General features: G+C 32.9%; 19 protein-coding genes and 1 pseudogene. 7 read left to right on the top strand and 13 right to left on the bottom strand.

Annotated elements, in window-relative coordinates; genetic code table 11:
• Positions 1–37 precede the first annotated feature (37 nt).
• From H3T80_RS01435 to ilvI, 3 genes are all read right to left on the bottom strand, one after another.
• Positions 38–2,209, bottom strand: a complete 2,172-nt coding sequence (locus tag H3T80_RS01435; RefSeq protein ID WP_198199515.1) for an IgaA/UmoB family intracellular growth attenuator — start codon at positions 2,207–2,209, stop codon at positions 38–40.
• A gap of 154 nt (positions 2,210–2,363) precedes the next feature.
• A complete protein-coding gene (gene ilvN / locus H3T80_RS01430) occupies positions 2,364–2,858 on the bottom strand; it encodes an acetolactate synthase small subunit (protein ID WP_110448155.1) in 495 nt (164 codons plus the stop codon).
• Positions 2,858–4,576 carry an acetolactate synthase 3 large subunit gene (ilvI, locus tag H3T80_RS01425; RefSeq protein ID WP_198199512.1) on the bottom strand — a complete coding sequence of 573 codons (1,719 nt, stop codon included), beginning with the start codon at positions 4,574–4,576 and terminating at the stop codon, positions 2,858–2,860. Before ilvI ends, ilvN begins: the two co-directional genes overlap by 1 nt.
• A gap of 316 nt (positions 4,577–4,892) precedes the next feature.
• Here ilvI and ygfZ point away from each other — a divergent pair, with 316 nt between their 5' ends.
• Positions 4,893–5,768 (top strand): tRNA-modifying protein YgfZ, encoded by an 876-nt coding sequence (gene ygfZ / locus H3T80_RS01420; protein WP_198199510.1) that lies wholly within the window; start codon positions 4,893–4,895, stop codon positions 5,766–5,768.
• A 59-nt stretch (positions 5,769–5,827) separates the two neighbouring features.
• Here ygfZ and H3T80_RS01415 read toward each other — a convergent pair whose 3' ends face one another.
• From H3T80_RS01415 to ppdD, 5 genes are all read right to left on the bottom strand, one after another.
• Complete coding sequence (locus H3T80_RS01415) at positions 5,828–6,994, bottom strand: M20 aminoacylase family protein (RefSeq protein ID WP_110448158.1); 1,167 nt, start codon at positions 6,992–6,994, stop codon at positions 5,828–5,830.
• Positions 6,995–7,191: 197 nt separating this feature from the next.
• The gene (locus H3T80_RS01410; protein ID WP_198199508.1) at positions 7,192–7,935 is read right to left on the bottom strand and encodes an A24 family peptidase; all 744 of its coding nucleotides are present in this window, start codon (positions 7,933–7,935) and stop codon (positions 7,192–7,194) included.
• A complete protein-coding gene (locus tag H3T80_RS01405) occupies positions 7,935–9,110 on the bottom strand; it encodes a type II secretion system F family protein (RefSeq protein ID WP_198199506.1) in 1,176 nt (391 codons plus the stop codon). The genes H3T80_RS01410 and H3T80_RS01405 overlap by 1 nt, the downstream gene beginning before the upstream one ends.
• Positions 9,111–9,131: 21 nt before the next feature.
• Positions 9,132–10,238: an ATPase, T2SS/T4P/T4SS family gene (locus H3T80_RS01400; RefSeq protein WP_198199497.1), complete on the bottom strand. Its 1,107-nt coding sequence runs from the start codon at positions 10,236–10,238 to the stop codon at positions 9,132–9,134.
• Between the two features lie 32 nt (positions 10,239–10,270).
• Positions 10,271–10,702, bottom strand: coding sequence for a prepilin peptidase-dependent pilin (gene ppdD / locus H3T80_RS01395; protein WP_198199490.1), 432 nt, complete (start codon positions 10,700–10,702; stop codon positions 10,271–10,273).
• Between the two features lie 186 nt (positions 10,703–10,888).
• Between ppdD and ampD the strand changes: the two are divergent.
• Positions 10,889–11,434, top strand: a pseudogene (gene ampD, locus H3T80_RS12300) (1,6-anhydro-N-acetylmuramyl-L-alanine amidase AmpD); the annotation flags it as partial.
• Positions 11,435–11,446: 12 nt separating this feature from the next.
• Positions 11,447–11,761: a YqcC family protein gene (locus H3T80_RS12295; RefSeq protein ID WP_367274805.1), complete on the top strand. Its 315-nt coding sequence runs from the start codon at positions 11,447–11,449 to the stop codon at positions 11,759–11,761.
• A gap of 54 nt (positions 11,762–11,815) precedes the next feature.
• Here the strand turns inward: H3T80_RS12295 and mltG are convergent, their stop codons facing one another.
• The 4 genes from mltG to H3T80_RS01370 form a co-directional block, all read right to left on the bottom strand.
• Positions 11,816–12,835: an endolytic transglycosylase MltG gene (gene mltG, locus H3T80_RS01385; RefSeq protein WP_198199486.1), complete on the bottom strand. Its 1,020-nt coding sequence runs from the start codon at positions 12,833–12,835 to the stop codon at positions 11,816–11,818.
• A 3-nt stretch (positions 12,836–12,838) separates the two neighbouring features.
• On the bottom strand, positions 12,839–13,924 hold the full coding sequence (alr, locus tag H3T80_RS01380) for an alanine racemase (protein WP_198199484.1): 1,086 nt from the start codon (positions 13,922–13,924) through the stop codon (positions 12,839–12,841).
• A 213-nt stretch (positions 13,925–14,137) separates the two neighbouring features.
• Entirely contained in the window at positions 14,138–14,707 is a 570-nt protein-coding gene (locus tag H3T80_RS01375; RefSeq protein WP_198199482.1) for a hypothetical protein, read from the bottom strand.
• Positions 14,708–15,068: 361 nt separating this feature from the next.
• On the bottom strand, positions 15,069–16,280 hold the full coding sequence (locus tag H3T80_RS01370) for a hypothetical protein (protein WP_198199480.1): 1,212 nt from the start codon (positions 16,278–16,280) through the stop codon (positions 15,069–15,071).
• Between the two features lie 240 nt (positions 16,281–16,520).
• On the opposite strand from H3T80_RS01370, the gene H3T80_RS01365 reads away from it, so the two are divergent.
• From H3T80_RS01365 to H3T80_RS01350, 4 genes are all read left to right on the top strand, one after another.
• Positions 16,521–16,712, top strand: a complete 192-nt coding sequence (locus tag H3T80_RS01365; RefSeq protein WP_198199478.1) for a hypothetical protein — start codon at positions 16,521–16,523, stop codon at positions 16,710–16,712.
• Between the two features lie 295 nt (positions 16,713–17,007).
• On the top strand, positions 17,008–17,364 hold the full coding sequence (locus H3T80_RS01360; RefSeq protein WP_198199476.1) for an ArsC family reductase: 357 nt from the start codon (positions 17,008–17,010) through the stop codon (positions 17,362–17,364).
• 13 nt (positions 17,365–17,377) lie between these two features.
• Positions 17,378–18,517: a succinyl-diaminopimelate desuccinylase gene (gene dapE, locus H3T80_RS01355; protein WP_198199474.1), complete on the top strand. Its 1,140-nt coding sequence runs from the start codon at positions 17,378–17,380 to the stop codon at positions 18,515–18,517.
• A 103-nt stretch (positions 18,518–18,620) separates the two neighbouring features.
• Positions 18,621–18,806 carry a YpfN family protein gene (locus H3T80_RS01350; RefSeq protein WP_198199464.1) on the top strand — a complete coding sequence of 62 codons (186 nt, stop codon included), beginning with the start codon at positions 18,621–18,623 and terminating at the stop codon, positions 18,804–18,806.
• A gap of 5 nt (positions 18,807–18,811) precedes the next feature.
• Here the strand turns inward: H3T80_RS01350 and cysZ are convergent, their stop codons facing one another.
• Positions 18,812–19,624: a sulfate transporter CysZ gene (gene cysZ, locus H3T80_RS01345; protein ID WP_198201078.1), complete on the bottom strand. Its 813-nt coding sequence runs from the start codon at positions 19,622–19,624 to the stop codon at positions 18,812–18,814.
• Positions 19,625–19,649: the final 25 nt, after the last annotated feature.

Here is a 19,649-nt window from a genome sequence, read left to right as displayed (position 1 = left end):
CAAAATAATGAAAATTTAATCCTGTCGTTATTAATGTCTAGCCATAGTAATGTACTACTCTATCCGAATAATATTTGGTGATTAGTTTAATACGACGTTGATTGAATATAATTTTATAAAGTAGTGTGACCCCATTAATTAATGCTACTGCTGCCATAATAATGAACATAATAATATCAATAATAACTGGCGACGTTAATGAAAATAGTTTTTCTGAATCAACCTTATAATAATCTTTAACATTAAGCTTAAGTTGTGAAATGCTACCATCTTCGCGATAGCTAATATCGCCTACTAGTCCAATCAAATTAATTGCATCATTTGCATTAGCTTCATTAGTTAAAATTTTATAGTAATAATCTAATGATAATTTCAAATCTTCCTTAGAAGATGCATTTTCAATACTATCTGATTGAACTATTTGAATATAACTATTTTCTATTAATACAATTTCAACTCCTAAGCCATTAAATTGATAATTATAAACAACATTTTTCAATTCATATAAAATATCTTTTTTAATCTTATCAATATAAGGGATAAATTCTTTAATTTTTGATATTTCTATTGATTTTGAAAAATTTGGATTAAGTTCAGCTTCAGTAACTAATTTAGTCCATTCTGTTTCATCATAATTTCCTTTATTAGTATATAATTGAATTAATTTATATTTAACCGATTCACATTCAATTTCAAGGATGTTACAAATTTTATCAATATCAATAACCATCTGTCCCATATTTTTCAAACTTAAATAAGATTCACCTTTATAAACTAGCATTCGGAGCGTATTTGGATCTATCACTGCATCAATGAATTTTTCATCAAATACTTTGTTTATAGTATTAAACAAAAGCATAAATTGATTATCCTCATTTCCAAGTGGCTTATCCTTGATAGCCAAGTGATGACATTTAGTGTCAATATTTTTATTTCTCTCTTTAATATCACATGAAGTACCGTTGATAGAGATGTTAATAAGATCCCCTCGCTTAATATCACTATTATTTAAGCTGGTTAAATCATTGATTTGCCAATTTTGTAATTGATGGCTGTAATATCGATAAGCTAAAAAACTATTGTTAATTGGATTAGAAAAAATATAGAAGACGATTGCCAATATTAACCCTAGAAAAAATAAAGCGTTATTGCGAAAAACAAATTTTGGTGGTCCGAATTGTTGTACTTCCCGATGAATTGATAAAATATTCCCACAACGCAGTAATGTATTAATATTACCTCTGATGTCCATTTCGGTGGTTGTTTTTGATACTTCAGGTAGAAAACGTGACCAATACTTTGGATAACCTATATTCGTTTTATGATCGACAATTAAGGTGTGAGATTTAGAATTTTTATTGAAAGTATTAACCTTAATGGTTTTCACTTGTTGTGGTTTTGATTTTAGCTTAGATTTATGCAAAGCAAAAAATACAGCTACAACAAAACATATTATAATTTTGATCAGAGTAGATAATATTTGATCATTTTCAGCTAACCATTCACGAATAAAAAGAATAGTTGCAAATAATAAACAAAATGAAGTTAATATGCCATAGTTGCTTAGATTGCGAGATTTTAATTCCAATGGTGTTTCTTCACGTGTAGACAAAGTTTTATAATCAACTTTTACGTCATTATTTACTGAAGCGAAATCAGCATTCTTAGGAGCTGTCTCTGATTTTGGAACATTAGTCGTTTTTATTCTATTAGGATCATAATTGTCAAAAGCAAACTGAATACCACAATTGTTGACATTAACTACATATGCATATGTGTTCGTAAAAACAACTTCAACAACATTATATTTTGAAAGATACATATCTAAATCATACGGAAAGAAAAGATTGATATTATTAATTTCATAGTAATAACGATTTTTGTTGTCTTCGGTGATTACCATATTACGAATACAAGCACCTTTTATTATCGATACTTTGCAATCAATTAACGGTTGGAGTTTATAAGGTCGAACAGATATTTTATGGCTTGTAAAAGGTTCTAATAGTTTTAATTCTTCATTAGTTAAATCTCTATATGACTCACGTTTTGCAATAAAATCTTTAATTTTTTTCTTATTTTTTTTAAGATTTTTGCGATCACGTCTTACAGCAAAGTAACCAAAAATGAAAATGAGTATAAATGCAAACACAATTACACCGGAGAAGATATTAAATATCATCACGATCCAAAATAATGCATCCAACATTCTTTATTTCCCTATAATATCGCGAATGTTAAAAAGTCGACAACTATATCATTTGTTTGATATTTATCCAATATTTTTTCAAAATTTATTTAATATTATTATATATTTAAAAAAAAGGCGCTTAATGCGCCTTTTATTTTATTTAGAAGATCATTTATTTAACCGTTTTTTCGCTGCGAGATAAACCAATGATCCCTGAACGAACAATTTCAACTATATTGCAGGTTTCACGAATTGAAGCTAAGAATGACTCTAATTTTTCACTAGTACCTGATAATTGGACAATATAATGAGTTGCTGTCACATCAACAATCGAACCTCTAAAGATATCAGCACAACGTTTAACTTCATCACGTGCATCAGAACTTTTAGCTACAACTTTAACTAGCATGATTTCTCGTTCAACGTGTGGACCTTCAGTGAGATCATTAACACGATAAACATTAACTAATTTATGTAGTTGCTTTTGGATCTGTTCGAGTACATGTTCATCACCAGATGTTTGAATTGTCATTCGACTCATTGTTGGATCTTCAGTTTGTGCTGTAGTAATGGATTCAATATTAAACCCACGCTGTGAAAATAAACCAATAATTCGTGACAATGCACCTGGTTCGTTTTCAGTTAAAATTGATAATATATAACGCATTAGGTTCTCTCCGTTTTACTAAGCCACATCTCATTCATTGCTCCACCGCGAATTTGCATTGGATAAACATGTTCTGTCGCATCAGTCATGACATCAATAAAAACTAAACGATCTTTTATCGAAAGCGCTTTTTTCAGTTTAGGTTCCAGATCTTCTCGTTTATTAATCACCATACCAACATGACCATAAGCTTCGGCAATTTTGGCAAAATCAGGTAATGATTCCATATAAGATGATGAATGACGGCCAGCATATATCATATCTTGCCATTGTTTGACCATGCCTAAAAAACGGTTGTTAAGATTTAAAACGATAACAGGTAAACCATATTGCAAAGCAGTTGAAAGCTCTTGAATATTCATCTGAATACTACCATCACCGGTTACGCAAACTACATGTTTTTTAGGAAATGCTAATTTAACTCCCAATGCAGCAGGTAAACCAAAGCCCATAGTGCCAAGACCGCCAGAAGTAATAAAGTGACGAGGTTTATCAAATGGGTAGTAAAGTGCAGTAAACATTTGATGTTGTCCGACATCGGTTGCAATATAAGCATCACCTTTAGTTAATTTATATAAAACCTCAATGGCTTCTTGTGGCTTAATACTTTCACCTTCATGACTATAAGCAAGGCATTTACGAGCTCGCCAATATTCAATCTGTTTCCACCAATCAACTAATGCATCTAGATCACGTTGAACACTAAGATCTTTAAGTTGTGTTAACATTGTTTCAACAACTTGTTTTGCATCACCAACCACTGGAATAGTTGCCGATACGGTTTTCGATATAGACGTTGGATCAATATCAATATGAATAATTTTGGCTTTTGGACAATATTTTTCAATATTGTTGGTCGTTCTATCGTCAAAACGAGCACCAATAGCAAAAATAACATCAGCATTATGCATTGCCATATTGGCTTCATAGACACCATGCATACCAATCATGCCTAAATATTTTTTATCGGTTCCGGGAAAAGCACTAATGCCCATTAATGTTGAAGTCACCGGTAGATTGAGTTTATCAGCTAGTGATTTAACCACATTACTAGCGTCAGCACTAATTACCCCACCACCAATATATAACACAGGTTTTTTAGCTGCTAATAAAGTAGTTAAGGCTTTTTTAATTTGCCCTTTATGCCCTTGTGTCGTTGGATTATAAGATCGCATTGTCACTGATTTTGGATAATTATAATTATATTTGTTAGCTGGATTAACAATATCCTTCGGCAAATCAATAACAACTGGTCCAGGGCGCCCAGTAGAGGCAATATAAAACGCTTTTTTGATTGTTTCTGGAATATCTTTACTATCTTTAATTAAAAAACTATGTTTGACAATTGGGCGCGAAATTCCAACCATATCACACTCTTGGAAGGCATCATTACCAATTAAATTACTCGCTACTTGGCCAGATAAAATTACCATTGGCACGGAATCCATATAGGCCGTTGCGATACCTGTAATAGTATTAGTTGCCCCTGGACCTGAAGTAACAAGTACCACACCAACATCACCAGTTGCTCTGGCATAACCATCAGCCATATGTACTGCAGCTTGCTCGTGACGAACTAAAATATGTTCAATACCACCTAAGGTATGAATTGCATCATAGATATCCAAAACACTACCACCTGGATAACCAAATATCTGCTTAACTCCCTGATCAATCAGTGACTGAATGACCATTTCTGCGCCTGACAGTTTTGCCATGGTTGTTGCCTCCATTTATAACTAATTTGTCATTTTTAATTTATTTTGCATGAACTAATACAGAAAATCAATAAAGTCAATAATATGTGCGGTATACTTATTATTTTTGGATACTAGGCCTCATTTTTGAAAGAAATAACTTGTAAATATTCTATTAATCGATTTTAATTGGATTAATGTCAATTTTTAATTGATGATAAATGATATCCTTATGATTATTAAGAGTTATTTATTATTATTTTTTGTTTGTTTTTTTATGCATGACTTATGCTAGTCATTTTGTACTAGAGTCCTTTATATTAAAAAGGTGTTTTTAATGAACAATTCTTATTGTAAACCAACTTCCCTATCTGATTGGCAATTAGTCAAAGTATCAGGTACTGACAATCGTACATTTTTACAAGGACAAGTGACTGCTGATATTAATCATCTTAATGAACATACAGCATTATTTGCAGCACATTGTGATGCAAAAGGACGGATGTGGAGTAATTTAATATTATTTCAACGAGGAGCAGATATTTTTTATATTGTGCGTAAAACGGTTGCTGAAAAACAAATTGCTGCTCTAAAAAAATATGCCGTTTTTTCAAAAGTGACAATTGAACCCGTTGTAGATCTTAATCTAATTGGCTTAGAAAATAATGCCATTGAACAATCAATTATTGCGGAGCTTGGTGACAATAGTTGCATTACCAAAGATGATATAACTTATATCAAAATCCCATTACCTGAAATGCGGCTGATAAAAGTCTCGAATGAACCATTACCAACCGACTCACAAACTGCAGATCATTGGTTAAAACTTGATTTAGAAGCTGGTTATGCGATTATTGATGAACCAAATATTGAAAGTCTTTTACCACAAGCTTGTAACTTACAGCATTATAATGCTATCAGTTTTGATAAAGGCTGTTATTGTGGACAAGAGATGGTAGCTAGAGCACAATTTCGAGGCGCAAATAATCGTGGACTTTATCTGTTAGTTGGAAAAAGCAAAGCTTTGCCAATAATTGGTGACAAACTTGAATATGAACTTGACGGTAATTGGCGAGAAGGAGGTCAAGTATTAGCTGCATTAAAACTTGACGAAGATGATGAAATCTATGTACAAGTAGTGTTAGCCAATGGCATTGATATTGAAACAAACTTCCGTGTTAAGGGCCAATCAGATAGTCTGTTAAATTTCTAATGGTTCTGAACCAATAATATTAATTAAGCTGGAATAAATCTATTCCAGCTGATTGAAATTCACTGTCCTAATTCTTGCTGAACAATTTCGATAAAATAGTGCGCACCGGTTGTTAGAATTTCATCATTAAAATTATATGAAGGATTATGAACATTTGTGCCTTCACCTGCACCAATTTTAATATAAGATCCAGGTATTTTTTGCAACATGAAGGCAAAATCTTCTGATCCCATTGTTGGAGGTGAATCCACAATAATCTTATCATCACCGACAATTTTTTGTGCAGCTTTAATGGCAATATCAGCTTGTTTAGCATGATTAATGGTTGCTGGATAACGTCGCTGATAATCAATCTCTGCTTTGGTATTGAAGGTTAAAGCAATACCTGTCGAAATATGTTTAATTCGCTCTTCTGCTAAATCTTGATCTGCAGCACTTAATGCTCTAACTGTACCACGAATTACTGCGTGTTGTGGCAGTACATTCCAAGTATCGCCGCTGTGAATCTGTGTCACACTGATAACCAATGAATCAATCGGATTGAGATTACGACTAACAATCGTCTGTAAACTATTCACAATTGTGGTGGCTGTTAAAATCGTTTCTTTGCCTAAATGTGGTGCGGCAGCATGAGCACCCACCCCTGTTATTTTGATTTCAAAAACATCATAAGATGCCATCACAGCACCATGATTAATTAAAAAATGGTTTAATGCTAGATTAGGTTGATTATGCATACCATAAACAGCTTCAATAGGAAATTTATTAAATAAACCATTTTCAACCATAACTCTGCCACCACCTTCGTTTTCTTCAGCCGGTTGGAAAATAACCACAACTGTACCAGAAAAATCTCGATGGATGCTTAAGTATTTTGCTACACCTAATAAAGTTGCCGTATGGCCATCATGACCGCAGGCATGCATTTTGCCTGGAATAGTTGAACAGTAATCAATATCATTTTCTTCAATAATATCTAATGCATCTATATCGGCACGTAATGCAATAGTTCGACCTTCATTTTTACCATGAATAATGCCTACTACTCCTGTTGGCGCAAAATCTGTATATAGTTCAGTAATACCAAATGATTTTAATTTTTCGATAATAAACTCGGTAGTTTGTTTTTCTTCAAAAGCAGTTTCTGGATGAGCATGAATATAATGACGCCATTCAGTCATTTCATCTTTTAATGCGTTAATTCTATTAGCAATAATATTCGTCATTGATCATTCCTTAATTAATCACTTAACTACAAATCTGAAAGAGTTAATTGCACTATAACGTTTATTGAAAGTGAATATAAATAACCATTTTTACTAACCTTATCGTTTTTAGTTATAAGTAAAGTTTGACAACAAAATCACAAACCAATAAGAAAATAACTATTTAAAATCATTTAAGATAGAAACAAAAAAATTGTTCAATTTAAGTAGAGAATAAAATACCCTGAGATTAATAAAAAGGGACCAAAAGCGATTAATTCATCACTTTTTTTAAATAGATATTTTGAGAAAGCGTAATAGATGATAGCCAGCGTCGATGCGATGATTAACATTAATGGCAATAACTGATAAGGCAACCACGCACCTAAAGCAGCAATTAACTTTATATCACCACCACCTAATCCTTGTTTACTTGTAATACAAAAAAAGATGATTGCCGGTAATTTAAGCATTAAATAACCAAACAAAATACCTACTAGAGCATCGTTGATATTAAGTGAAGATAGATTAAAGTAAGCTATTATCAATCCACTCCACATTAATGGTTGAGTTAAAAAATCTGGCAATAATAAGTAGTTAATATCAATTAGTGCTAACAACAAAAAAATAACGACAAGTAACATAAGTAAAGCACATCTAAAATTTAGCCCCTTATCCAAATAAATCAGCAAAAATAATATTGCTATAGTTAGCTCAAAAATAACATAACTATTGGCTATTTTATGGTAACAATAATAACAACGTCTTTTTAACATCAACCATGACAATACAGGAATTAGCTGCCAAGCACTAAGTTTGTGATGACAATTCGGGCATGAGGAGCGAGGAATAGTAATAGCGAACAGATATTCATATACAGACTGCATAGGTAAATAACGATAATAAGCGACTCGCAAAAAACTACCAATAGCAAGTCCGACGCAAAAAAAGAGTATTGCCATTAACTGATCACGTCCGCCATTTGAAATATTGGCAAATATATCGCAATAATCAAACTACCGATTATTGTAGCTAAAATTAGCATTAATGAAGGTTCAAATGCTTTGACTAGATTGTCAGTTAAAGTTTGATTTTGTTGTTGATAGTAAAGAGTAATATTATCCAACATAATATCTAATGAACCAGACTCTTCACCGGCATGAACTAGTTGCACACAAAGCTTCGGTAAAGCGGGATAGCTAGCTAACATTTGACTAAAGCTATTCCCCTGTTCAATCCCCGTCATAATTTGCTTGATGATATTACGGTAATAAAAATTACTTATAGTTTTAGACGAGGCGGTTAATCCTGTCAAAAGTGGGATACCTGCTTGCTGAGTTATTGCTAATGTATGAAAAATTTGCATTAGACATTGAGATTGGATTATTGGACCAATTAAAGGAAGCTTCAGTTTATACTTATCTATAATAAGCTGATAACGTACTATAACAACATAATAAAAAAAAAAATAACATAACGTAATAGCTAATAGTATAAATAATCCCTCTTGTTTAACATTATTGGTTATATCAATCACTAGTTGTGTAAAATAAGGTAACTCGGCATCAAAACTTTGATAAATATCGGCAAATTTTGGTAGTACAATAAATATCATAACCATAATCACTAGTACCGATACAAATAATAAAAACAATGGATAACGCAGCGCTTTCTTAATCTGATCTTGTATTGATAATGATCTTTCAAGATGACAGGTTAATTGTTCAAAACTCTCTTCTAATCTTCCGGTCAATTCACCAATGGCAATAATTTCACAATAAAGCTCCGAAAATACTGAATGATGCTGTTTTAAAGCAATCGATAATGATTCACCTTTGGTTATCTGTTGACTAATATCGTTTAACAGATATTGCCATTGCACTTTAGGTTGCTCATCAATCAGTAATCGTAAGCTCTCTACAATTGATAATCCAGCTTTTAACATTGTGGCTAACTGTTTAGTTATAATGAGCAGTTCGTTAAGTTTAAAACTTTGTGAGGTAATTAAGTTACCGGAACTAATTTTAATCGCAAGTTGGCCTTGTAATAACAATTTTCTTCGCACATCTTGCTTAGATATGGCAATAATCTTATTTTGATGAAAGTTAATATCATACCAATAATAGAGTCGCTTCATGCATTATCTCCAAACTATTATTCAATTATTACCTAAAACACGATTTAATTCCGCCAGTGTAGTAATGCCTTGTCGAACAAGCTTATTACCTACTTGCCTAAGTGTTACCATATTTTTTGAAACAATCGGTTGGTTGGTTAAAATCTGCTGTTGTACTTGTGGTGTGATAATTAACAGTTCATATAAGCCTATCCGCCCTAAATAACCACCCACACATTTTTCACAGCCCATGGCGATAAAATGTGGTGAAGGTTCGTTATTTATCAATGTAAGTTCACTAGCTACCACTTTACAATATTGGCACAATTTACGAACTAATCGTTGAGCAATGACTAGTTTTAAACTGGATGATAACAGGTAATTTTTAATACCCATTTGATTTAAACGGATGATAGCCTCAATACTAGAATTAGTGTGTAGGGTTGATAACACTAAATGCCCAGTTTGCGCTGCTTGAATTGCAATCTCAGCTGTTTCAGGATCACGAATTTCACCAATCATCATCACATCAGGATCTTGACGCAAAAAGGCTCGTAATATCACAGAAAAACTTAAACCAGCCTTAAGATTAACTGCAGTTTGATTAATACCATCTAATGGAATTTCGATCGGATCTTCAACACTACAAATATTACATTTAGGTTTATTTAACCGTTTTAAAGCACTATATAACGTCATAGTTTTGCCACTGCCTGTCGGCCCTGTTACCAAAATCAAGCCTTGCGGATAATCCAATATTTGTTTGAAGGTTAATAGATCTTCCCCTGTTAATCCTAAATCATCGATACTCAGTTCGGAGTCATGATTATCCATAACTCGTAATACAATCTTTTCACCATTGAGGACAGGCAAAGTAGCTATACGCATTGCATAATTATTGATCACTAGTTGACCATCTTGCGGAAGCCGTTGTTGAGCAATATTTAAATTGGCCATAATCTTTAGTCTAGCTGCAATCTGTTTAGCTAACATTAACGACGGTGATAGCATATTTTGCAAAACGCCATCAATTCTCATGCGAATTCGATAATAATGTTGATAAGGCTCAAAATGAATATCAGATGCCCGCTTATCCAATGCTGAAAGCAATAATTTGTCGAGGCTTTCGACGAGATTCTCTTCTTGCATAGCGGTTATCCTATTAGCAATATTAATCACAATTAAAATTTAAAAATATCTTCACAAGCTGTAGTTAAAGTTGGATCTGGTGGATTGGTTTGACATGTCCGTGACCAATCTAAATTACCTAATTTAGGATTTAAAATAGGTGTTAAAGTTACTGTTAAACTTGATAAAGCGCTTTTACCTACTAAAGTTATCACCCCATTAGAGACATTAATTGACGTCACATAATTGGTCGTTCTCGTCGTTGGTACACCGTTATTACCACTGCTACATTTGCTTAAAGCGCCTTGCTCTATAGCGCAAATTTCAATAGCTGTTTTATATGCGGTCATTGATTGCAGCATATCGGTTAAGGCTGCTTTTTTTATATAACCTTGATAAGCAGGTAAACCGATAGCAGTTAAAATTGCTATCACGACAATAGCGATCATTAATTCAAATAGAGTAAATCCAGATTGGCATTGCATAATAGCCTCACAAATCAAATAATTGTTTGATAGTGTGACTTTATAGCTAATTCAAAAAATGAAATAATATACAGAGAGAATTTTTAGAACTTGAAATACAAAATGATCACCACAATCATCATGGTGGTAATTAAAATTGTGAAACAGATCGAAATATAGAGCAAATCTAAATGTATCGGAGCTATTATGCCTTTAAAAATTGTTGATGGTTGGATTAAAAATATTAAGCAAATTAAATCGTCTTATTATAATGACCGTCCAGAAGATCAACCCATCTCATTACTGGTTATTCATAATATTAGCCTACCACCTAAGCAATATGGCGGTCCTTATGTTGAACAACTCTTTACAGGTAAATTAGACCCAAACGCGCACCCCTATTTTGCTGAAATTTATCAATTACAGGTATCAAGCCATTTGTTTATAAGACGTGATGGTGAAATTATTCAATTTGTCCCTTTTGATAAACGGGCCTGGCATGCAGGCAAATCTATTTTTGCAGGCAAGGAAAATTGTAATGATTTCTCAATTGGTATTGAAATGGAAGGTTGCGATACTGAAAACTTTACCGAAATACAATATCAACAACTAGCCATAGTAACCAAATTACTACAACAAACCTATCCAATTAAACATATTACTGGCCATAGTGATATTGCCCCAACAAGGAAAACAGATCCAGGACCTTATTTTGATTGGCAGTATTATCGATCACTAATTAATCATCATAAACAAATAGATTTAATGACTACTCAATTAAGATTGATTAGAGATGAATTACAAAGATTGACACTTTGGCAACCTTCGCCACCAGCAGCAGAGGCGTTCTTGAGTGAACAACCATTTGCGCTTGATACCATGCAACCTTATGAATGGTTACAGTGGATATTTATCCCTCGAATGCAAGCGTTGATTGATGCTAATGCTGAATTACCAAAATTTGCCCTTCATCCTTATTTTGAAGAAGCATTTAAACAGCAAGAAATAGATGTTAATAACTTATTAGCATTGATAAAACAACTTGATGAATTATCAACTAACCAAAGAGTGAGTGATTGAGGGTATTTTAGCTAAAAAAACAGCCACAAAAATGTGGCTGTAGTATAAAATAAATTAATTATTATTCATAAGTCGGCGATATTCATTCACTGCTTGTTGATGATTACTATAGGTGCTACTGAACGTATGCCCACCGGTTCCATTAGCAACAAAAAACAGATATTTGGTTTTTGCCGGATGAGCTGCCGCTTCAAGCGATGCCAAACTAGGCATAGCAATCGGTGTCGGTGGCAAGCCTTCAATTACATAGGTATTATAAGGATTATTAGTATCAGTCAAATCAATACGCCTAATCGTTCCTGTATAATTCTCACCCAAACCGTAAATAATAGTTGGATCCGTTTGTAACTTCATATTAGCTTTTAAGCGGTTAACAAAAACAGAGGCAACGTTTGCTCGTTCTGAACTGATTCCAGTCTCTTTTTCAATAATTGAAGCAATAATCAACAATTCATAAGGGGATTTATAAGGTAGATCACTATCACGATTGTCCCATACTTTTTGTAGATTCGTCTTCATAGTTAAATATGCACGTTTCAAAATATTGATATCAAGACTATCAGCTGTATATTGATAAGTATCAGGAGATAACCAACCTTCTAATGGGCCATCAATGCCTAACAACTTGGCAATTTCATCATGAGACTTACCCGTTAATGTTTGCTGAATATAAGGCGTGTTACTAAGCACATTTAACCAATCTTTTGCTCGCTTTCCTTCAACAAATTGCACATAAAAACTACTTTCTTTACCAGAGACAAGTAATTTTAAAAACTCTTCAACTGTCATATGAGGATGCAATTGATAAGTACCAGCTTTAATAGAGCTTAACGAAGGATCGAGTTTATATAAATACGGGAGCAAGTAAGCTTGTTGCATCAAATTACTACTCTTTACTTGCTCAACTAATTGATGTAATGAGGTTCCTTTTTTTAATACAAACATTTGATTATCCGTAGTGATATTCATATGTTGTTGAGAAAACTGCTGTAAAAAATAGTAACCAATACCTAGTGAACCACCACCAATTAAAACTAACGCCAGAAATGTGTATATAAATAATTTTTTAATCATAACTTAATCTTTATAACGAATTTTTGCGCGTGCAGTTAAGCGCGTTAATAACTCATAAGCACTAATTCCTGTGTGCTTGGCAATTTGTTCAATAGGTAACTCTTTGCCCCAAAAAATAACTTCATCTCCCGGTTTGTCTTGGCTATTTTGACCTAAATCTACCACAATCATATCCATTGAAACACGACCAACAATAGGTACAATTCGCCCGTTAACACTTACCGGTGTATTTGCTGGAATACCTCGAGGATACCCATCACCATATCCCATTGCCACAACACCTAAAATGGTGTCACTTTTACTAGTCCAAGTTTGTCCATAACCAACTGATTGCCCTTTCAGATGTTTACGAACCGTGATTAATTCCGATTTAAGTGTCATAGCTGGTTCAAGATCTATCACTTGCTCAGTAAAAGGTGAAACTCCATATAAAGCAATACCAAGTCGAATCATATTACGATGAGAATTAGGCCAGGCGAGTATACCACCTGATGCAGCTATTGATTGCTGGCTACCCACTAAATTCGCATCAAGAGAATGAATAAACTCATCAAACAAAGCCATTTGTTTATTGGTTTGTGTTGAACTTAATTCATCAGCACTACTAAAATGGCTAATTATATTGATTGGTTGACGAATAACATTACAGTTGGCTAATCGATTAAATTCTGCCACAGCCTCATCAAGATGAAAACCTAAGCGGTGCATACCTGTATCGATTTTGAACCAAGCTGTGATTTCATTTGCAAACGGAATGGTATTTAATGCATCAATTTGCCAACTAGAATGAATGACTGGTTGTAGATTGAAATCCAGTAAATCATTAATATCATCGTGAGGAAAAAAGCCTTCTAACAGTACAATGGAACTGCGAATACCGGATTGACGTAACGCAATCGCTTCAGAAATACGTGCAACGCCAAAACAGTCAACCCTATCCTCAACTAACTTAGCTACACCTTCCATACCGTGACCATAAGCATTTGCTTTAACCACAGCCATTAATGTGCTATCGGGAGATTTTTCCCTAAAAAATTCAATATTATGTAGAATCGATTTACAATTCACTTCTACAACAGCAATAGACATTTTATATAACCTAACATATAAATGAAGCTTCTATTGTAAAATTTGTTACCAATAATCACAATTAAAAAATCGGTAATTTACAAGATTTTGTTTGAATAAATTAAATGATAATAAAAAATTTATTTCGTGATAATAATAAGTAATATTTTGTTAAATATTGATAATTTTCAACAAAAAAGTCTTTATTCCACAAATTTTGATAAAAGTTATAAACTAATTTTTTTGTAATTGTTGTTTGATACTTTCTATAAAATTTTCCATGATAATAGGCAAACAATTCCCTCTTTGCCATTTGTGTAAAAATTTCAATTGTTGTTGGGTTAGTTGAATATTATAAAATATAGGGCTTGCCAAACTATCATTCATCGCGCTAGTTAACTGTCGTGGTAATATTTTTTCTTGTTTTTTTAAAGAATTTGCATCGTGATTAACATTTTTCTTGTTAATATTTTTTATATATGTTGAATCTGAATTTAAACTTAATATATACTCAAACCAATCTTGATAATTAGATAATTCAAAATTTCCCTTTAGTTCATAACCCCATTCTGTTTTAACTGCTCGCGGTAATCGTTGCTTTATTTGCATTTTAGGAAAAGCACAAAAAACTATCTGTTGATTATTAAGCTTTTTAACCATATTGCTTATAACTTTTAATTCTTGATGATAATATTGACTTAAAATATACGCTGATTGATTATAAGCTCTAAAAAAAATACCTTCTTCAATTAAACTTAAATAATTATGTCGTTGGGAAATAATTAGTTTTTCTTCTATAAACATGTCTGTTTTTTACTCAAATTTTTCGGCGGTGTATCGCTATGCGCTACTTCGCCGATATTAAAAATTACTGTTCGCGGGCGCTTTGCGCTTGCGAACAGAATTCATAAAATATATCTTTTTTAATAAATAAATTCTTTTTATGTTTATTAATGGTTAATTTTTCATACATAACATTTTTTAATTTATATTTTTATTACCAATATTTATCGTAATACTTTGATCCTTAGAATAAAAAACCATTTAACACAACCTAACATATTTGAATTTTATCAATCATTTAAACAACAATTCCATTTACACTCTTGTGTTATTTTAATATCCAATTTCATCAAATTAATAAACTCTAAGATCTTTCAGCAAATCATCCTTTACAAACAACATAATGTGCATTTGTATCAACTCCAACTCCAATGTCGCCAAGATATAAACCTATCCTAAAATGAGCTGAGTTATCTCCAGAAAGAGAGCCCCAATATTCTGAAGTCCAAAACAATTGATCGACCCAATTTGATTGAGGATAAGTTTTTTTGTTTAATGGACCCCATTCACCTAATATTGAACCATCAATTGCTCGAGTAAATGCATTATATTCATATAACCAATTTTGTGGGGCTTGATTTCTAGGAGAATTGGTAAATTCTTTTCGAGTTAGTAATCTACAATAGTTAGATGCATTGGCCCAATTATATGACCAATTATAAGGTATAACCCAATTACTTCTTGGATCAAAACTATAGTCAAGTTTGATTGAAGTGTTTTTCTTATATGTTGCTCTAACCGTAACTTTTCCCAATGGTTTATCTTTTAATGTAATAAAACCCATTGCATCAATTGAAACATTATTTCCAGGATTAGCCACTATACTATAACTATAATCACGCTGCGCTCCGCTCATAAGTAACTGAAATTTTGCTCCAGGAAATCCACTAGTTGGAAATAATTTTCCACTTAAAGTGTTAGTAACCTTATATCCATAATCAGGTACATAATCACTAGTATATCCTCCACCATTTCTTACATGAGGTTGGGAATATTTTTTTATGTTCCACCAATTCTTATTACTATCAAAACTAAAATCATTATCTTGGTTATTGGTTAACCATTGCATTTCTGGCGATATAATAGTTGAGTTAGGTTTGGCATAACAAATTTGCGGTTTTGCGGCAATTTGGTACACTTTTTTTATTGTTACAAAATCACTTTTTCTTGGTATTCCATATTGTGAAATGGTTTGTGCTTGATTACTTATCTCTAACCTTAATGGCATTGGATAACCACTTCCACAACCAATTATCTTATTTTTATCACCATCAGGAATTTTAACTCCATTCGCATCAAACCACTGCCAATCAGTTATCGTCATCAAAAATGGTTGAATAGGATCAATACTATCTCCATCTACATCTTGATAATTCTTCTTATTGTCTAGTGATTGATAACTAAATAGCTTTACAACAAAATGATTAAAGGTTAAATTGCCATCAAACTCTTTAATTTCCCCTTCTTTTATATTGCCTGTTGATTCACTATAAAATACACCATTTACTGTAAAACCATGTTTATCTGCAGCCATTTTAGCATTAACCAATTCCGGAGCATTCCCTCGGATAATATTAGTTGTCTGTGCCGACAAAGCATATGATTTACTAAAACTTAGTAAGATAAAACACATTGAAAAGACAAGCAATCGCTTAGCAATTTGCGATTGTGAACTGAATAAATTTAAAGAGAAATAATCAGTTAAGTTTAAAAATAATCGAGGATAGATAAAACTTAATAACTGTAATTTTTCTACTAAGCTAAGTAGAAAATTATGGCTGGCTGGCTGGCTGGCTGGCTGGCTGGCTGGCTGGCTGGCTGGCTGGCTGGCTGGCTGGCTGGCTGGCTGGCTGGCTGGCCTCTAAACAACTGTATTTTAACATATTTTCAATCCTTTGTAATGTATCTTTTTGTTTTATTTAAAAAACAAAATAATAACTCTAAAATTATAAAGAAGTTCCTTTAATTTAGCAAACACGGTCTAAGTACATTTTGTTAAGATATGTAAGTTGAAAATTGCAATATTACATCAAGTCGATTAAATAGAAAGCTATAAATAAAATGAAAACATTATATTTTTATAAAATATCTTCAAAAAGATAGAAAATTGACATTTATGCGTCCATAAAAACCCCTTTCCTCAACTTTTTTGATTAAAAAGTTAGCTTTTTTTAAATTAAACTCTCCCCCTCTCGTTTGCTGTCTTTTGTGATTAACTGCTATAATCAATTTTTTTCTATTTCTTATTTGGGAATATAGCTATGTATATTATTTATGGCATTAAAAATTGTAATACCATGAAAAAAGCGTTTACTTGGCTTGATGAACATCAAATTAATTATCAATTTCATAATTATAAAACAGATGGTTTATCGGCAGAATTATTAAACGATTTATTAAAACTAGTTGATTGGCAAAGTTTACTAAATACTCGAGGTACAACTTGGCGTAAATTGGATGAAGCACTGCGCAATCAAATTGATAATCAAGATGCTGCAATTAAAATTATGTTAGCTAACCCATCAATTTTAAAACGACCATTGCTTATTGATGATAAACGAGCATTATTAGGCTTTTCTGAAGACAGCTATTCACAATTTGTTAAACATCAACAATAAAATCGAGATCACCATGACTGAACCCGTTATTGCCCTAACCAAAGCATTGATTGCTGAAAAATCAATAAGCCCTAATGACAAAAATTGCCAACAGATAATTATCGATCGTTTAAAACCACTCGGTTTTGTTATTGAAGAAGTCAATATCGGCAATACCAAAAACCTCTGGGCCTATCATGGTGACTCAACAGGAAAAACCTTGATGTTTGCCGGTCATACTGATGTTGTACCGGCTGGAGATGAAAGTAAATGGAACTACCCTCCTTTTGAGCCAACTATTGATAAAAATGGCATATTGTATGGTCGTGGAGCTGCAGATATGAAAAGTGGTGTAGCTGCTATGGTTTGTGCTGCTGAATCATTTGTCAAAAAATACCCTGAACATGCTGGACGAGTCGCTTTCTTAATTACTTCAGACGAAGAAGCTGATGCCAGCGATGGTACTGTTAAAGTAGTTGATTTATTGATAAAACGCCAAGAACATATTGACTATTGTATTGTCGGTGAACCATCAAGTGATAGTGTGTTCGGCGATCAAATTAAAAATGGTCGACGAGGCTCTTTAACGGCAAATTTAGTCGTACATGGTATTCAAGGCCATGTTGCTTATCCTCATCTTGCAGATAATCCAGTGCATAAATTTGCACCAGCACTAAATGAGTTAGTCGCAACAATATGGGATAATGGTAATCAATATTTTCCTCAAACCACTATGCAAGTTGCTAACATTAATGGTGGAACTGGTGCTGAAAATGTCGTACCTGGTGAGTTATCCGTTCAATTCAACTTCCGTTATAGTAGTGAATTGACCGATGAAATGATTAAATCTAAAGTCGATGCTATTTTACAAAAACACAACTTAAATTATACCTTAAATTGGCGATTGTCTGGACAACCATTCTTAACTCCTCAAGGTGAACTGACCGACGCTACAGCTAGTGCCATCAAAGCATTTACACAGATTGATACCAAACTATCAACCAGTGGCGGCACATCTGACGGCCGTTTTATTGCTAAATTGGGATGTCAAGTCATTGAATTTGGAGTAATTAACAAAACCATTCATAAAGTAAATGAAAATGTTAATTGCCAAGATATCATTACATTACAAGCTATTTATATCGATATTTTAGAAAAATTGTTACTTGCTTAAATATTTGCTCAGTTAATTGATATTTGTGTGTTGTGTGAACCTGAATGACAATACACACATATTAGCTAAATAGTAGCAAACCTATAATGCTAAGGAGATAGTAATGGAGTGGCTTAAAGATTACTGGTGGCTAATTATTATCGTGTTGATTGGAATTTTTATTAATACCATTAAAGCGCTAAATAAACTGAGTTATAAGGACTATTTAGAAAAAAAGAAAGGGATAAAACCTATCCCTTATAGTGATAATGAAGATGACGACTGGCCATCTCAACCTAAGCAAAACTAGTTTATCTATTGTCGAAAATCATGACTTTGACTAGTAAAGATAGCTTGGTGACGATAACGATCTACCCACATTGCTGTCGCACCACAAACCGCAATGGGCATAATAATTAAATTTAATAATGGCACCATGGTAAAAAAACTAATTAAAATGCCAAATAACAAATTATCCCCTCGATGTTGTTTTAATAATTGCCGCATACGCACAAAAGATACCTTATGATTATCAAATGCATAATCAGCATATTGAATATTGATCTGCCAAGCAGTAAATAAAAACCAAACTATTGGGGTAACTGATTGGCCTATGACCGGAATAAAATAACTCAGTAAAATCGGAATCGCCCACAACAAATAATTAGCTAACTTTTGTAGTTCCCGTTTTAAAATTCGAGGCAAATCTTTAATCAAACTGATCCATGAAGTATCTGGTGCCGGAATTCCGGTTAATTGTGCTTCAACTTGCTCTGCAAGCAAGCCATTGAAAGGGGCTGCAATAATATTAGTGATAGTACTAAAAAAATAACAAAATAAGATCGCCAAGGTTAAAATCACAATAAAACTAATAATATAACCTAACCAATGTAACCAACTAGGTAAAAACGATAAGCCCCAGTCGACCATGCCGGTAATTGAGACAAAGAACCAGTAAAAAAGTGCCGACATAATAATGATATTAGCAAGTAATGGTAAGAAAACAAACCTTTTTAGGCCGGGGCTAAATGCTAATGCCCATCCTTCAAGAAAATATTCAATACCGCTTTTCGGTTTTCGATTTTGGTTAGGATTCGAATATTGATGATGCGATGGTTGTTCTAACATAGGTGTTGTCAAAATTTATTCCTTT

It is taken from the genome of Gilliamella sp. W8145, from assembly GCF_016101145.1.
Taxonomy (GTDB): domain Bacteria; phylum Pseudomonadota; class Gammaproteobacteria; order Enterobacterales; family Orbaceae; genus Gilliamella; species Gilliamella apis_A.
This window is presented reverse-complemented; position numbering and strand designations above follow the sequence as displayed.

Coding starts and splice junctions, on each gene's coding strand:
- ilvI (WP_198199512.1), bottom strand. CDS start 4,576: ATGGCAAAACTGTCAGGCGCAGAAATGGTCATTCAGTCACTGATTGAT.
- H3T80_RS01370 (WP_198199480.1), bottom strand. CDS start 16,280: ATGGCTGCAGATAAACATGGTTTTACAGTAAATGGTGTATTTTATAGT.
- dapE (WP_198199474.1), top strand. CDS start 17,378: ATGACTGAACCCGTTATTGCCCTAACCAAAGCATTGATTGCTGAAAAA.
- cysZ (WP_198201078.1), bottom strand. CDS start 19,624: ATGTTAGAACAACCATCGCATCATCAATATTCGAATCCTAACCAAAAT.
- ygfZ (WP_198199510.1), top strand. CDS start 4,893: ATGAACAATTCTTATTGTAAACCAACTTCCCTATCTGATTGGCAATTA.
- H3T80_RS01415 (WP_110448158.1), bottom strand. CDS start 6,994: ATGACGAATATTATTGCTAATAGAATTAACGCATTAAAAGATGAAATG.
- H3T80_RS01375 (WP_198199482.1), bottom strand. CDS start 14,707: ATGTTTATAGAAGAAAAACTAATTATTTCCCAACGACATAATTATTTA.
- H3T80_RS01360 (WP_198199476.1), top strand. CDS start 17,008: ATGTATATTATTTATGGCATTAAAAATTGTAATACCATGAAAAAAGCG.
- H3T80_RS01350 (WP_198199464.1), top strand. CDS start 18,621: ATGGAGTGGCTTAAAGATTACTGGTGGCTAATTATTATCGTGTTGATT.
- mltG (WP_198199486.1), bottom strand. CDS start 12,835: ATGATTAAAAAATTATTTATATACACATTTCTGGCGTTAGTTTTAATT.
- H3T80_RS01400 (WP_198199497.1), bottom strand. CDS start 10,238: ATGCAAGAAGAGAATCTCGTCGAAAGCCTCGACAAATTATTGCTTTCA.
- H3T80_RS01365 (WP_198199478.1), top strand. CDS start 16,521: ATGGCTGGCTGGCTGGCTGGCTGGCTGGCTGGCTGGCTGGCTGGCTGG.
- H3T80_RS01435 (WP_198199515.1), bottom strand. CDS start 2,209: ATGTTGGATGCATTATTTTGGATCGTGATGATATTTAATATCTTCTCC.
- ilvN (WP_110448155.1), bottom strand. CDS start 2,858: ATGCGTTATATATTATCAATTTTAACTGAAAACGAACCAGGTGCATTG.
- alr (WP_198199484.1), bottom strand. CDS start 13,924: ATGTCTATTGCTGTTGTAGAAGTGAATTGTAAATCGATTCTACATAAT.
- H3T80_RS01410 (WP_198199508.1), bottom strand. CDS start 7,935: ATGGCAATACTCTTTTTTTGCGTCGGACTTGCTATTGGTAGTTTTTTG.
- ppdD (WP_198199490.1), bottom strand. CDS start 10,702: ATGCAATGCCAATCTGGATTTACTCTATTTGAATTAATGATCGCTATT.
- H3T80_RS01405 (WP_198199506.1), bottom strand. CDS start 9,110: ATGAAGCGACTCTATTATTGGTATGATATTAACTTTCATCAAAATAAG.
- H3T80_RS12295 (WP_367274805.1), top strand. CDS start 11,447: ATGACTACTCAATTAAGATTGATTAGAGATGAATTACAAAGATTGACA.